This window comes from Pseudomonas sp. DR48, assembly GCF_019823085.1.
Taxonomy (GTDB): domain Bacteria; phylum Pseudomonadota; class Gammaproteobacteria; order Pseudomonadales; family Pseudomonadaceae; genus Aquipseudomonas.
Window position 1 is genome coordinate 474,121 of sequence record NZ_CP081946.1, and the last position, 14,416, is coordinate 488,536.

General features: G+C 60.3%; 14 protein-coding genes. 4 read left to right on the plus strand and 10 right to left on the minus strand.

Annotated features, from left to right (window positions below; genetic code table 11):
* The first annotated feature begins 60 nt into the window (after window positions 1-60).
* On the plus strand, window positions 61-1,380 hold the full coding sequence (locus K5K95_RS02195; RefSeq protein ID WP_222588207.1) for an MFS transporter: 1,320 nt from the start codon (window positions 61-63) through the stop codon (window positions 1,378-1,380).
* Between the two features lie 127 nt (window positions 1,381-1,507).
* Here K5K95_RS02195 and K5K95_RS02200 read toward each other — a convergent pair whose 3' ends face one another.
* Entirely contained in the window at window positions 1,508-2,263 is a 756-nt protein-coding gene (locus K5K95_RS02200; RefSeq protein WP_222588208.1) for a hypothetical protein, read from the minus strand.
* Between the two features lie 231 nt (window positions 2,264-2,494).
* Between K5K95_RS02200 and K5K95_RS02205 the strand changes: the two genes are divergently transcribed.
* Window positions 2,495-3,124: a flavin reductase family protein gene (locus tag K5K95_RS02205; protein WP_222588209.1), complete on the plus strand. Its 630-nt coding sequence runs from the start codon at window positions 2,495-2,497 to the stop codon at window positions 3,122-3,124.
* 1 nt (window position 3,125) lies between these two features.
* Here the strand turns inward: K5K95_RS02205 and K5K95_RS02210 are convergent, their stop codons facing one another.
* Both K5K95_RS02210 and K5K95_RS02215 read right to left on the minus strand, forming a co-directional pair.
* Window positions 3,126-3,356: a hypothetical protein gene (locus K5K95_RS02210; RefSeq protein WP_222588210.1), complete on the minus strand. Its 231-nt coding sequence runs from the start codon at window positions 3,354-3,356 to the stop codon at window positions 3,126-3,128.
* A gap of 41 nt (window positions 3,357-3,397) precedes the next feature.
* Window positions 3,398-3,751, minus strand: a complete 354-nt coding sequence (locus K5K95_RS02215; RefSeq protein ID WP_222588211.1) for a putative quinol monooxygenase — start codon at window positions 3,749-3,751, stop codon at window positions 3,398-3,400.
* A gap of 335 nt (window positions 3,752-4,086) precedes the next feature.
* On the opposite strand from K5K95_RS02215, the gene K5K95_RS02220 reads away from it, so the two are divergent.
* The gene (locus tag K5K95_RS02220) at window positions 4,087-5,016 is read left to right on the plus strand and encodes an AraC family transcriptional regulator (RefSeq protein WP_222588212.1); all 930 of its coding nucleotides are present in this window, start codon (window positions 4,087-4,089) and stop codon (window positions 5,014-5,016) included.
* Window positions 5,017-5,147: 131 nt separating this feature from the next.
* On the opposite strand, the gene K5K95_RS02225 is transcribed toward K5K95_RS02220, so the two are convergent.
* The 6 genes from K5K95_RS02225 to K5K95_RS02250 form a co-directional block, all read right to left on the minus strand.
* Window positions 5,148-6,203: an ABC transporter ATP-binding protein gene (locus tag K5K95_RS02225; protein ID WP_222588213.1), complete on the minus strand. Its 1,056-nt coding sequence runs from the start codon at window positions 6,201-6,203 to the stop codon at window positions 5,148-5,150.
* Window positions 6,204-6,221: 18 nt separating this feature from the next.
* Window positions 6,222-7,070, minus strand: coding sequence for an ABC transporter permease (locus tag K5K95_RS02230; protein WP_090187568.1), 849 nt, complete (start codon window positions 7,068-7,070; stop codon window positions 6,222-6,224).
* Window positions 7,067-7,975, minus strand: coding sequence for an ABC transporter permease (locus K5K95_RS02235; RefSeq protein ID WP_090187571.1), 909 nt, complete (start codon window positions 7,973-7,975; stop codon window positions 7,067-7,069). The genes K5K95_RS02230 and K5K95_RS02235 overlap by 4 nt, the downstream gene beginning before the upstream one ends.
* Window positions 7,976-8,168: 193 nt before the next feature.
* Window positions 8,169-9,272 (minus strand): ABC transporter substrate-binding protein, encoded by a 1,104-nt coding sequence (locus K5K95_RS02240; protein WP_222588214.1) that lies wholly within the window; start codon window positions 9,270-9,272, stop codon window positions 8,169-8,171.
* Between the two features lie 217 nt (window positions 9,273-9,489).
* The gene (locus K5K95_RS02245; RefSeq protein ID WP_222590269.1) at window positions 9,490-10,938 is read right to left on the minus strand and encodes an aldehyde dehydrogenase family protein; all 1,449 of its coding nucleotides are present in this window, start codon (window positions 10,936-10,938) and stop codon (window positions 9,490-9,492) included.
* An 8-nt stretch (window positions 10,939-10,946) separates the two neighbouring features.
* On the minus strand, window positions 10,947-12,584 hold the full coding sequence (locus K5K95_RS02250) for a 5-guanidino-2-oxopentanoate decarboxylase (RefSeq protein ID WP_222588215.1): 1,638 nt from the start codon (window positions 12,582-12,584) through the stop codon (window positions 10,947-10,949).
* 159 nt (window positions 12,585-12,743) lie between these two features.
* Here K5K95_RS02250 and K5K95_RS02255 point away from each other — a divergent pair, with 159 nt between their 5' ends.
* Complete coding sequence (locus tag K5K95_RS02255; RefSeq protein ID WP_222588216.1) at window positions 12,744-13,625, plus strand: LysR substrate-binding domain-containing protein; 882 nt, start codon at window positions 12,744-12,746, stop codon at window positions 13,623-13,625.
* Between the two features lie 115 nt (window positions 13,626-13,740).
* Here K5K95_RS02255 and K5K95_RS02260 read toward each other — a convergent pair whose 3' ends face one another.
* On the minus strand, window positions 13,741-14,355 hold the full coding sequence (locus K5K95_RS02260) for an NAD(P)-dependent oxidoreductase (RefSeq protein WP_222588217.1): 615 nt from the start codon (window positions 14,353-14,355) through the stop codon (window positions 13,741-13,743).
* Window positions 14,356-14,416: the final 61 nt, after the last annotated feature.

A 14,416-nucleotide genomic window follows, 5' to 3' on the forward strand; every position in this document is an offset into this window, starting at 1 on the left:
AGCCCGAGCAGGCTGCGTTTCAACGCGCTCCACAAAAACAATTAAATGAAGGATCCTTCAATGGATAACTCCAACGCCCTGCCCCTTGGGTCGGCTGCCGCGCCCGCCAAAGCAAGAACCACTGCCAGCCGTATCAAGTCGATCTTCAGCGGCTCTGTCGGCAACATGGTCGAGTGGTACGACTGGTACGTCTACGCCGCCTTCTCCCTGTATTTCGCCAAGGCCTTTTTCCCCAAAGGCGACACCACCGCACAACTGTTGAACACTGCAGCGATCTTCGCCGTCGGCTTCCTGATGCGCCCGATCGGCGGCTGGCTGATGGGCCTCTACGCTGACAAGGCCGGTCGTAAAGCCGCGCTCATGGCTTCGGTTTATCTGATGTGCTTCGGTTCATTGCTGATCGCCCTGAGCCCGGGTTATGAAACCATCGGCATCGGCGCGCCGATCCTGCTGGTGTTCGCGCGTTTGCTGCAAGGTTTGTCGGTCGGCGGCGAATACGGCACTTCGGCGACTTACCTCAGCGAGATGGCGACCAAGGAACGTCGCGGTTTCTACTCCAGCTTCCAGTACGTGACCCTGATCTCCGGCCAGCTCATCGCGTTGGCGGTGCTGATCGTCTTGCAACAGGTGCTGACTACTGAAGAGTTGTACGCCTGGGGCTGGCGCATCCCGTTCGCCATCGGCGCGCTGTGTGCCGTGGTCGCGCTGTACTTGCGTCGTGGCATGGAAGAAACCGAGTCGTTCACCAAGAAGGAAAAGTCCAAGGAAAGCGCCATGCGCACCTTGATGCGCCATCCCAAGGAACTGATGACCGTGGTCGGCCTGACCATGGGCGGCACCCTGGCGTTCTACACCTACACCACCTACATGCAGAAGTACCTGGTGAACACCGTCGGCATGAGCATTTCCGACTCCACCACCATTTCGGCAGCGACGCTGTTCCTGTTCATGTGCCTGCAACCGATCGTTGGCGCGTTGTCGGATAAAGTCGGTCGACGTCCGATCCTGATTGCCTTCGGCATTCTGGGGACGCTGTTCACCGTACCGATCCTGACCACCCTGCACACCGTTCAATCCTGGTGGGGTGCGTTCTTCCTGATCATGGCGGCGCTGATCATTGTCAGTGGCTACACCTCGATCAACGCCGTGGTCAAAGCCGAACTGTTCCCGACCGAGATCCGCGCACTCGGCGTGGGTTTGCCGTATGCGCTGACCGTGTCGATCTTCGGCGGCACCGCTGAATACATCGCGCTGTGGTTCAAGAGCATCGGCATGGAAACCGGTTACTACTGGTATGTCACGGCGTGCATCGCGGTGTCGTTGCTGGTGTACGTGACCATGAAAGACACCCGCAAGCATTCGCGGATCGAGACTGACTGACCGTTAAATTGATGGTGGCCTTACTGGCCCCATCGCGAGCAGGCTCACTCCTACACTGACCGGGTTCTTTCATGAGAATGCGGTCAACTGTGGGAGTGAGCCTGCTCGCGATGGCCGCGCCTCGGTATCAGGTCAACTCGGCAACTGCAGGCTTCGCGTACTTGTTCTGTGCGTAAGAAGCCCCGGCAATCATCACCACCAGAATCCCCGCCAACACCAGCGACGAGCCGATGGTGCCGAAATCCAGACCACCCTTCGCATGAGGCTTGGTCAGGAAATCACCCAGCGTTGCGCCGAACGGTCGCGTCAGTACGAACGCTACCCAGAACAACACCACCGACGAAATCTTCGTGAAGTATTTGAGCAGCACCACCACCGCAATGGTCGAGCCGATCAACAGCGCGCCACCGGCAAAGCCCAGGCCTGAGTCGTCCGCCAGGTAATCGCCCAGCGCCGTGCCCAAGGTGTTGGAAAACAGAATCGCCATCCAGTAGAACATCTCACCGCGAAAGGTCTGGACCTTGGTGACGTTCAGCGAATCACCGCTCATGCGCCAGGCGGCAAATATCCCCAGCAGAATCGCGATCAGGATCATTGACCCCGTGGCGTAGCCGAGTTCAAGCGTGCGGTCCATGAAGTCCGACATGGTGGTGCCCGCCGTGCTGGTCGACAGGATCACGATCCAGTACAGCATTGGCTTGTAGGTTTTCGACAGCAGCTGTGCAACCAGGGTCATGACAAACACGCTGATCAAAATCAGCGAACTGACGGCGTAACCGACGTTCAAGGTCATCGACAGTAAATCCCCAGCGGTTTCTCCCAGGGTCGTCGCGCAGATTTTCATTACCCAGAACGCCAAGGTGATTTGCGGAAGTTTATTCATCGAGGGTAGAACTCCATTGGTCAAATCGACCGTTTTTCACAGGTAATAGTCGGGGCGCAGACTGACGACGGCCCGGTGAAAAATAGGTAAGTGCTTTATGAAAAATCTGTCATGCACGCCAATGAGTGGAGATTGCGAGCAGACTCGCTCCCACATTTTGATCACGTCGCTGGAAATTATCCGCTCGTCCTTGCACCATGACCGCCTATCGAGAACCCAGGAATTTGTGCCATGGCAGACGACATCCACTTCTACGAACCCGCCAACGGCCACGGCCTCCCGCACGATCCATTCAACGCCATCGTCGGCCCACGGCCCATCGGCTGGATTTCCTCCCAGGACGCCAACGGCCACCTGAACCTGGCGCCCTACAGCTTCTTCAACGCCTTTAACTACGTTCCACCGATCATCGGATTTTCCAGCATTGGCCGTAAGGACAGCCTGAACAACATCGAACAGACCGGCGAATTTGCCTGGAACCTGGCGACCCGGCCACTGGCCGAGCAGATGAACCAGAGCTGCGCCATGGTCCCGCCCGAGGTCAACGAGTTCGAGTTGTCGGGGCTGACGCCGGTTGCTTCGAAAATCATCCAGGTGCCGCGCGTCGCCGAAAGCCCGGTGTCCTTCGAGTGCAAGGTCACGCAGATCATTCAGTTGCAGCGAGCGGACGGAAACGTGGTGCCAAGCTGGCTGATTCTCGGCGAAGTGGTCGCCGTGCATATCGCCAAATGGCTGTTGAAGGATGGGGTGTACGACACCGCCGCGGCAGAACCGATTCTGCGCGGCGGCGGGCCAGCGGATTATTTCCAGCTGGGGCCAGAGGCGTTGTTCAAGATGTATCGCCCGGGGGCGAAGAAATAACTTACCAGAGCAAGTCGGCGTCTTCTTTGACGTCTTTGAGGCGGGTCAGCTCTTTGGCGGCAGCGAGGTCGGCCTCGTTTGCCGTTTTGAAGATTTGCCCCTCAAGCACTTTGTGAAAGCGCGGCGTACCCGAGCCACCAATGGCTTTGACGGCGATCGCGGCGTGGTAACCACCCTCGCCCGGTACTACAGCGGATACAGCTTCAAAATGATCAAAGGCTTTGCGTGCCATGTCGCGGATCCTGGTTAATTGAGAGTTGCACCATTAAACCCTCAACCCGCCATTTTGTGTACCCATGACTCGGACTGGCCCTGCGCCTGGGCGGCCGACACGTCCTTGAAAGTGTGAAAATCCAGGCTGTTGACGACCAGGTCCTGCACCAACCGGGCAAAAACCTCCATGGCCGGGGTGCCGAAGTACGCGGTCATGGCCTGCTGATTCGTCCAGAAACCGGACACCAGCCACAACTCCGGATCACATTGCGAATGCTGCAGGGCAAAGCTCAGGCAGCCCGGCGCGCTGCGTGACGGCTCGATCAGGGCGCTCAAGCGCGCACCGAGTTCCGCCGAACGCCCGGCGCGGGCACGGACAAAAGCCATATGACTGACGGGGATCTGCGTAGACATGTTCAACCCTCCCAGGTAGTCCGGTTGCAGCCGTGGGACGGGCTGCGACAGGATCCAAGGTTAAACGCGCGGGTTGAAGCGCAGTTAGTCGATTCCTGCCGCCGTCTTGCACAATTCTGCGCGGCGTCTCAAACAACCTGTATCTACCTGTAAATGCGTTCATATCACCTGAGCACGGCATTCAAGCAAGTTTCCCCGACGTTACGTAGCCATACAGGCGCCGTTTATTAACTCCGTGCAGAATCAGGCAAGGTTGAGGCAGGATGTGTCTACCGCCGGTCCTTGCACAAACTTAAGCTCAGCCCATTACCAATGCTCAGCAGAGGATGCCTTGCATGTCGTCGCTCGATCACTTTCAAGCCCCGCTGGATGCGGACATGGAGAAACAGCGAGCAGAACTGGCCGCGATCATCCGTCGCAACACGATGGAGGATGGCAATTATGCGACTGCCATCGGCTCTCTGTTCATGTCCAAACACAGCAAGTCCCATGACTTTGCCCCGGTGCTGGCGCAACCGGCGTTGTGCATCATGGCGCAGGGCCGCAAAGAGGTCCGGCTGGCTGACGAATACTTCAATTACGATCCGCTGAACTATCTGGTGGTGTCCGTCTCGATGCCCTTGAGCGGACGAGTGGTGAATGTCACCTCTGAAGAGCCGATCCTCGCCGTGCGGCTGGACATCGACCCGGCAGAGATTACCGCGCTGATTGCCGACGCCGGCCCTCTCGGCGTCCCCACCCGGCCAACGGGGCGCGGCTTGTATGTCGAACAGATCGACTCCGCGATGCTCGACGCCGTGCTGCGCCTGACCCGTTTGCTCGATACCCCGAAAGACATCGCCATGCTCGCGCCGCTGATTCGAAGGGAGATTCTGTATCGGCTGTTGCGCAGTCAGCAGGGCCACCGGCTCTATGAGATTGCCATTGCCAATAGTCAGAGCCATCGCATCAGCCAGGCGATCAAGTGGCTCAACGGCAACTATGAGCAACCCTTGCGCATTGATGATCTGGCCAAGGAAGTGAATCTGAGCGTGTCGACGTTGCATCACCGGTTCAAGGCGATGACGGCGATGAGCCCGCTGCAATATCAGAAGCAGCTGCGGTTGCAGGAAGCGCGGCGGTTGATGCTGGCGGAGGGGTTGGAGGCATCAGCGGCGGGATATCGGGTGGGGTATGAAAGCCCTTCGCAATTCAGCCGCGAGTACAGCCGGTTGTTCGGCGCGCCGCCGTTGCGGGATTTGGCGCGGTTGCGGCTATCAGTCTGATCGGATTCTTGCGGTGATTTTGCCGGCGCTATCGCGAGCAAGCCCGCTCCCACAGGGTTTGGTGTACATAGATCCAATGTGGGAGCGGGCTTGCCCGCGATGGGGCCAGTAAATCCAGCCAAACTCTACAGTCAGGCCCCAAGCACGCGGCAAGCCTCGGCCGGCAAGGTCACCGACACCGGGTTGCCAATGCTCAGCCCAAACCCTTGGCACGGCGTGCTCAACGCCGTAAACGACACCCCGGAACACTCCACGGTCGTTTCAATCGTCGCGCCGATGTCGCGCACGAACGTCACCTTGCCCAGCAACCGGTTACCCGCCGTTGCCTGCGGGTGCGACAGTTGCAGGTCTTCAGGGCGGATCAGCATCTTCACTTTCTCACCGACCACAATGCTGCTGCAGATCGGCACTTCCAGCGCATCGCCACCAGGCAAGCCGACTTTGCCGTTGCCCAGCGCGGTGGCCGGGAAGATGTTGCCGGAGCCGATAAAGTCAGCGACAAACTCGTTGGCCGGGTGCCGGTAGATTTCAATCGGCGAACCGACTTGCTGCACCCGATGCTCGCCCAGTACCACGACGATATCGGCCATGGTCATGGCTTCACGTTGATCGTGGGTCACCATGATCGTGGTGATGTTCAGGCGCTGTTGCAGTTGACGGATTTCCACCTGCATCGACTCGCGCAGCTTGGCGTCCAACGCCGACAGCGGTTCGTCCAGCAGAAGGATTTTCGGGTGGTTGGCAATCGCCCGGGCAATCGCCACGCGCTGGCGTTGACCGCCAGACAGCTTCGCCACCGGGCGATCAATCATCTCGCTCAGTTGAATCAGCTCCAGCAACTCCACCACTCGCGCCTGCTGATCAGCCTTGCTGACGCCACGCAGTTTCAGCGGATAGGCGATGTTCTCGCCCACCGTCATGTGCGGAAACAGCGCCAGGGATTGAAACACCATGCCGAAATTGCGCTGATGCGCCGGCGTGTGGCCGATGTCTTCACCGTCCAGGCGAATCTCACCGCCGCTCAGGGTTTCAAGCCCGGCGATCATGCGCAGCAAAGTGGTTTTGCCGCAGCCCGACGGGCCGAGGAAACACACCAGTTTGCCTTCCGGCAAATGCAGGTTCACATCCTTTACCGCGCAGGCCGAGCCGTAATATTTCTCGACGTTTTCCAGAATCAGACCAGTCATGTGAAGCACCTCAAGAAATCAGAACGAAACGCCACCTTCACCAACCAGCTTCTCCAACGCCCAGATGAGGACGAAGTCGATCAGCACGATCAGCACGGCAAACGAAAATACGGTTGGGTCGAGCGAAGACACGGTGCGGCTGTACATCCAGATCGGCACGGTCATGACGTCGATGGTGTAGAGAAAATAGGTCACGGTGAATTCGTTGAACGAGACGATGAACGCCAGCAGCATGCCCGCCAGGATCCCCGACTTCATCAACGGCACCACCACATCGACGATCGCGCGCAGCGGTGAAGCGCCGAGCATTTGCGCGGCCTCCTCGACTTCGCTGCCGATGGAAAGCATGGCGGCGGTGCAGTTCTTCACCACGAACGGCAAGGCCAGAATCACATGGGCGATCACCAGCCGCGAGGTGGTGATCTGGAAGGGCAGGCTGTCAAACACCAACAGCAGCGCCAGCCCCAACACCACCATCGGAAATACCAGTGGCAGCGACATCAATTGCAGCGCCACGGCTTTGCCGCGGAACTCGCAACGGGTCAGCGCGTACGCCGCCGGCACCGCCACAATCGTCGCGAAAACCATGGTCAGGCACGCCACCATCAGGCTGGTGGTCATGGCTTTGCCCAGGCTCAGCACATCGCTGGAATCGGGCGACACGAACGTGTGCCAGGCGGCTTTGTACCATTGCAGGCTGTAGCTGCTCGGCGGAAAGTCGAGGTTCGACGCACCGCTGAACGACATCACGATCATGGTCAGGATCGGCAACACCGCCAGCAGCAGGATGAAGCCCGAAAGGATGCCGGCAAACTTGCCGGTCTCGCCGGGCAGCAGCCCATAACGTTTCTTGGTCAGGGTGCTCATTGGGAAGCCTCCAGCATGCGCCGACGACGGCCAGTGATGAATTCGGACAAGGTCATGATCGCGAGTGTGGTGACAATCAACACCACACCGGCAGCGGATGCGGCGGGCCAGTTCATCAGCGGGGCGATCTGGTCGTGCACCATCACCGCCAGCATCGGCACGCGACGGCCACCGAGCAGCAAAGGCACCACGAAGCTGCTGGCGTTGTAGGCAAATACCAACGTCGCACCGGTGATGATCCCCGGCATGCTCATCGGCAACACCACTTGGCGAAACACCTGGAAGCGACTGGCGCCCAGGGTCGCAGCGGCTTCTTCATAGGTACGGGCGACGCCGCGCATGGCGCTGGCAATCGGCAGCACGGCCAATGGGAATGCGGTTTGCACCAGGCCCATCAAGACGCCGTTCTGGTTGTAGAGCAGCATGATCGGCCGCTTGATCAGGCCCAGGCCCATCAGCGCCTGATTGAGCATGCCGCCAGGACCGAGAATCACCAGCCAGCCGTAGCTTTGCAGCAACAGGTTGACCAGCAGGGGCAGCAACACGGCGGCAAGGAAAATCCGTCGCACAAACGGTGAGGTCAGGCGCGACATGGTGTAGGCCACCGGGATCGCCAGGATGACCGCGATCACGGCGCTGATCAGCGCCAGGCGCAGGGTCAGCAGCAAGGATTTGAGGTAATACGGTTCCAGCAATTGGGCATAACTGGCCAGGCTGAACCCGGTCCATTCCGCGCCTTTGGTGCCCACGCTCATGCGCAAGACCAGCAGGCTGGCGGCAATCAGCACGCCCAGAAACAGCATCGACGGCGAGAGGAAAAACCAGGCGCGCGTCGTCGGCGAAACACCCCGATTGGTGCGCGATGCAGCGGCGGCGACCGGATGAGTCAGAGGTTGGTGTTCCATAGCAAGGGTCTCGTCAATGGAAAGCAGCTGACAAAACACAAGTCTCAAAACCATCGCGAACCCTGTGGGAGCGGGCTTGCTCGCGAAAGCGAAGTGTCAGTCACATCCATGTTGGATGTACCGACGCATTCGCGAGCAAGCCCGCTCCCACATAGGGGTTGCAGTGCTCTAAAGACTTGCGCTAGTCACTCGATCAGGAAGAAAAGATTTCCGTGTAGCGACGAATCCATTGGTCATGCACGGTGGCCAGGAAGGCGTTGTCGTGCATGATCGCCTTCTCGGCAATCTGCTCAGGCGTGAGGATGTACGGGCTCTTGCGCGCTTCGGCGGAGATGATCGCCTTGGAGTTGACCGGGCCGTTGTAGATGTCTTCAGCCATCTTGCCCTGCACCAGCGGGTCCAGAGAGTGGTTGATGAAGGCGTACGCCATGTCGGTGTCGCCCGGACGGTTCTTCGGCATCACCGATTGCATCAAGTCGGTGTAGAAACCTTCCTTCATGCCAAAGGTTGCACTCAGGCCGTAGGCCGGGTCGCGAATCTGTTTCGGGAAGAACGCCGGTGCGTACAGGCCGCCCATGTCCAGGGAACCGGTGCGGAACAGCTCGGCGATCTGGTTCGGGTTTTCACCCAGGGTGACCACGCGACTTTTCAGCTCGGCGAGTTTCTTGAAGCCAGGCTCGATGTTGTGCTCGTCACCACCGGCCAGTTTGGCGGCGATGATGATCAGGTCCATCGCTTCGGTCCAGTTAGGCGGCGGCAGGAAGATGTTCGGCGCCAACTCCGGATCCCACAGCGACGCGTAGCTGTCCGGCGCTTCCTTGAGGGTACGGGTGCTGTAGACCAGGCTGTTGCACCAGAGCAGGTAACCGATACCGTGGCCATTGGCGCCGGTGCGGTATTTCTCCGGCACGTCGACCAGGTTGGGAATGCGGTTGAGGTCGGGTTTTTCCAGCAGGTTGGCCGCCGCCAGGCCTTCGGCACCGACGCCAGCCAAAGTGATGACGTCGTACTGCGGACGATCACCGCCAGCCTTGAGCTTGGCGACCATTTCCGAGGTGCTGCCGGTGCGGTCAGCGATGACCTTGCAGCCGTACTTGTCTTCGAAGGTCGCGGCAATGTTGCGCAGTGCTGCGAGGCCTGTGTCATCAGACCAGGTCAGCAACCGCAGGGTTTTGCCCTGAAAGCGCGTGTCGCTGGCATTGGCCTTGATGAACGGCATGCTCATGGCCGCCGCTGCGACCGAGGCTACGCCTACGGTCTTGATGAATTGACGTCTGTTTAGATCATGCTCGCCCATGAAGGACTCCCTTTGTTTTTTTAAGTATGAGGTTGGTCGCAACCGTTGCATCCGCGCGATCGGATCCGCTTAAACCCCCGGTTTCAAAGGGCTTGAGCTGAGCCGACCGCTTCATCCTGAGGTCGTGCAAAACACCTGACTATCGATAAAAATTCATTGAAGCCATGACGCCAACGCATGCCTCGTATGGAGGCATGCGCTCACCTTTTTCGTGCCATCAGACGGCGCGAATCACGTGTTTGATTTCCTGGAAAGCCTGCAAGCCCCACGGCCCCAATTCGCGGCCGATGCTGCTCTGCTTGTAGCCACCCCAGGCGGTCTGCGGGAAGATCACTTGCGGCGCGTTGATCCACACCAGCCCCGCCTGCAAAGCATTGGCGACCCAATCCGCCGCCTCGGCGTCACGGGTCACCACGCTGGCGACCAGACCGAACTGGCTGTCGTTGGCCAGGGCAATCGCCTCGGCTTCGCTGGCAAAACTGCGCACGCAGATCACCGGGCCGAAAATCTCTTCACACCACAACGCACTGCCCTGGGGCACGTCGGTGAAAATTGTCGGCTGCAAAAAATATCCGCGCGGCAGGTTTGCGGGGCGATTGCCGCCGCACACCAGCGTGGCGCCGGCGCTCAAACCACGATCGATGTGACCGAGTACACGCTGATATTGGGCCTGATTGACCAGCGCGCCCATTTCCACGTCCGGGTCGAACGGGTCGGCGACGCGAATCGCTTCAGCGCGGGTTTTCAGCTTCGATAGAAATTCATCCGCCAGTTCATCAGCCACCAGCACGCGGCTGGTGGCGGAGCACATTTGCCCGGCGTTGAAGAATCCCCCGCCGCTGGCCACGTCCACGGCCAGATCGAGGTCGGCATCCTTGAGCACCAACAGCGAGGATTTACCGCCCAGTTCCAGGCTCACGCCTTTGACAGTTTCAGCCGCGCGCTGCATGACCTGTACGCCGACCGCATTGCTGCCGGTGAAGGAAATCTTGGCGATGCGCGGGTCCGCCGACATCGGCGCACCGACCGCCAGGCCCGTGCCGCAGACCAGGTTGAACACGCCCTTGGGCAAACCGGCCTCGGCGATGATGGTCGCCAGTTGCAGCTCGGGTAACGGCGTCACTTCCGACGGTTTGAGGACCACGCAGCAACCGGCAGCCAGGGCCGGGGCGAGTTTCCACGCCGTGGTGACCATCGGGAAATTCCACGGCACGATCAGGCCGACCACGCCGCACGGTTCACGACGCACGCGAGCGCTGAAGTCGTCGGTAGGCAGCTCGACGTTGCTGTCTTGTTTGGCATCGAGGCCTTCGGCCAGACCGGCGTAATACTCGAAGGTCGCGATCACGTCATCGACGTCGATGGCGGCTTCGAACAGCGGCTTGCCGTTGTTGCTCGACTGCAAGTTCATCAGGTGTTCGCGGCCGGCCTGAACGCCGGCGGCAATCTTGCGCAGGATCGCGCCGCGCTCGGCGCCGGTGGTTTTCGACCAGTCGGCAAAGGCGTCGGTCGCGGCCGTCACGGCGAGTTCGACAGAGCGCTCATCGCCGCCATTGACGGTGGTCAGCAGGGCTTCGGTCGCCGGGTTGATCACGCGCAGGTGTTCGCTGCCCGCCGACCATTGGCCGTTGATGTACAGGCCGTCGAGGGCCGTTGGGAACGTTATGCGCAAAGTCATTTCGACACCGCCTTCATCCACTGGGTCTGATCGATTTCAATCACGGTCGGGCCCTGACGATCAGCGGCGTGGCGCAATGCGCTGCGCAGTTTTTCGACAGTGTTGACCGCTTCGGCTGCACAGCCCAGCGCCTTGGCGACACCAATGAAGTCCGGGGTGTAGATGTCCACGCCCACCGGCTCGATGGCGCGGTTGACCATGTATTTCTTGATCTCTTCGTAACCCTGGTTATTCCACAGCAGCACGATCACCGGGGTGCGCGCTTCAACGGCGCTGGCCAGTTCCGGCAAGGTGAATTGCAGGCCGCCGTCACCGATCAGGCACACCACTGGAGGACGCGAACCGCCCTCGATGCTGCCACCGAGCCAGGCGCCAATCGCCGCTGGCAAGGCATAACCGAGGGTGCCGTAACCGGTGGACGAGTTGAACCAGCGACGCGGGCGTTCCGGGTTGAAAGTCAGGTTGCCGGTGTAGACCGGTTGGGTCGAATCGCCGACGAAGACCGCGTCTGGCAGTTCGTGCAACACGGTTTCCAGGAAACGGGTCTGGGCCAGGGTCGGCGCATCCCACGTGGCGGCGAGGTCTTCGCGCAGACGGGCGGCGCGAACCTGGCCCCAATCGTTGCGACGCTCGGCCAGCGAGTGATGGGACAGCTCGCTCAGCAAGGCCTGGGCGGCGTTGCGCGAGTCCGCCACAAGGGCGACTTTCGGCGGGTAGTTGCGCACGGTCTGGTCCGGGTCGATGTCCACCCGCAGCAGCACGCCAGGAATCTCGAAGCCGCCGGCGAAGGTCACGTCGTAATCGGTCTCGGCAAGTTCAGTGCCGATGGCCAGCACCACGTCGGCCTCGGCTACCAAGGCACGGGTTGCGACCAGGCTTTGGGTCGAGCCGATCAGCAACGGGTGGCCGGATTCGAGCATGCCTTTGGCATTGATGGTCAGGGCCACTGGCGCATCCAGCAGCTCAGCCAGTTCAGTCAGCTCGGCGGCGGCGTCGATAGCGCCACCACCGGCCAGAATCAATGGACGCTTGGCGCCGGCCAGCAGCGCGGTCATGCGCGCAACGGCGCTCGGCGCGGCACCGGCACGGTCGATGTTCACCGGGAGACTGGTGAGCAAGTCATCGGCTTCTTCGACCAGGACGTCCAACGGAATTTCGATGTGCACTGGACGCGGACGACCGGCCTGGAACAGCGCAAACGCGCGGGCCAGCACGCCTGGCAATTCAGCGGCCGACATCAGGGTGTGGGAGAACGCCGCCACGCCGCCCACCAGGGCGCTCTGGTTCGGCAGCTCGTGCAGTTTGCCGCGACCGCCACCCAACTGGCTGCGCGATTGCACGCTGGAGATCACCAGCATCGGGATCGAGTCGGCGTAAGCCTGGCCCATCGCGGTGGTAATGTTGGTCATGCCAGGGCCGGTAATAATGAAGCACACGCCCGGTTTGCCGCTGGTGCGTGCATAACCGTCGGCCATGAAACCAGCGCCCTGTTCGTGACGCGGAGTGACGTGGTTGATACTCGAACGGGCCAGGCCGCGATACAGCTCCACGGTATGCACCCCGGGAATGCCGAACACCTGCTCGACCCCGTAATCTTCGAGTAACTTGACCAATACTTCGCCGCACGTCGCCATGTCATTGCCCTTTTTGTTCGTTTGAGACGCCGGGCCTGCGCAGTGTTTATGATGAGTTGGCAGGTCCAGGGATGGCCTCATTGGAACGGGCGACACATAGCCGCAACAATGGATAAAAAGTCATACTAGCCATGTCCTTACGTCATACCTTGGATCCAAATGAAACGATTGCCTCCCTTGCCGGCGCTGCACACTTTTCTGATCACGGCGCAGTGCTGCAACTTCACCCGCGCCGCCGAACAGCTGTACATCACCCAAGGCGCAGTGAGTCGGCAGATCGCCGGGCTGGAAGAAAACCTGGGTTATGAGCTGTTCATTCGCCAGGCCAGGGGCCTGACTCTGACCGCCGAAGGACGCGAATGGCTGCCACGGGTGCAGCAGATTTTCGGGCTGATCGACGAGGCTGTGGAGCAGATCGGCGAGAAGCGCGAAACCCTGCAACTCAAGGCCCCGACGTGCGTGATGCGCTGGCTGCTGCCGCGCCTGTTGCAGTGGCAGCGGGAGCGTCCGGACGTGCCGGTGGAATTGACCACCACGGTCAAGCACGGCGTGGACTTTCATCGCGAGCAGTTCGATGCGGCGGTGGTGTATGGCGTGCCGCCGGACACCTCACTGGACTCCCATCGGCTGTTTGATGAACAACTGACGCCGGTCTGTTCCAAACCACTGCTCGAAGGTCCTGTGCCGCTGCAAACGCCCGAGGATCTGGAACAGCACATGCTGCTGCACCCGACTCGCGATGAGCGGGACTGGAAGGCCTGGCTGGCCAGCGCAAATGTTCGCTTGAGCAATGTCGGCAAGGGACAGCATTTCGAAACGCTGGACCTGGCGATGTCCATGGCGTCCCAAGGGACGGGCGTGGCAATTGGGGACTGGTCGTTGATTGGCGATGACCTGAGCGCCGGGCGGCTGGTCATGCCGTTTGAATTGAAAGTGAAAACAGGGTTGGCATATTACCTGGTATTCCCCGACAAACCTGGACCTTCGCCGAAATTGCGCGAACTAATGGGATGGTTGGTGGAGCAGGCTCAGACGCGCTGATGATCGTTCCCACGCTCTGCGTGGGAATGCCTCAAGGGACGCTCCGCGTCCAGTGACGCGGAGCGTCACGGGCTGCATTCCCACGCAGAGCGTGGGAACGATCAGTTACTCGGGATCAGTACCCGACAGTGAACCGCTGACGTGAATGCTTCGGTGTTTCCACTTCATCGAGCATCGCAATCGCATAATCGGCAAACGTGATCCAGCTGCGCCCTGCACTGCTCACCAGCAAATCATCCTGGCCGATCCGGAACGTCCCGGTGCGCTCGCCTTCGACAAACTCCGCCGACGGTGACAGGAAAGTCCAGTCCAGGTCTTTTTCTTCTCGCAGATTTTGCAGGAATTGCGCACCGGCATTGGCCTCAGCCTTGTACTCCGCGGGGAAGCCCTTGCTGTCGATGACGCGAGTGCCGTCCGGCAACAACAATGAACCCGCGCCGCCGACCACCAGCAGACGTTTCACCCCGGCTTTTTTCACCGGCCCGACAACGGCGCTGGCAGGCAGTGTCGCAAAGTGCGCCGCACTGATCACCACGTCATGGCCGGCGATGGCTGCTTGTAAGGCCTCGGCATCAAGCGCATCGACGCTTCTGGCGACCACCCCGGCATGCGGGGCGATCTTCGAGGTGTCGCGGGCAATGGCGGTGACGCTGTGACCGCGACGCAGGGCTTCTTCCAGCAGTTGGCTACCGGCACGACCGGTGGCACCTATGATTGCGATCTTGCTCATGACGTTCTCCAGTTGGCTTGGTTGTACCCGTTAACTTTCGATCGTTCCCATGCTCCGCGTG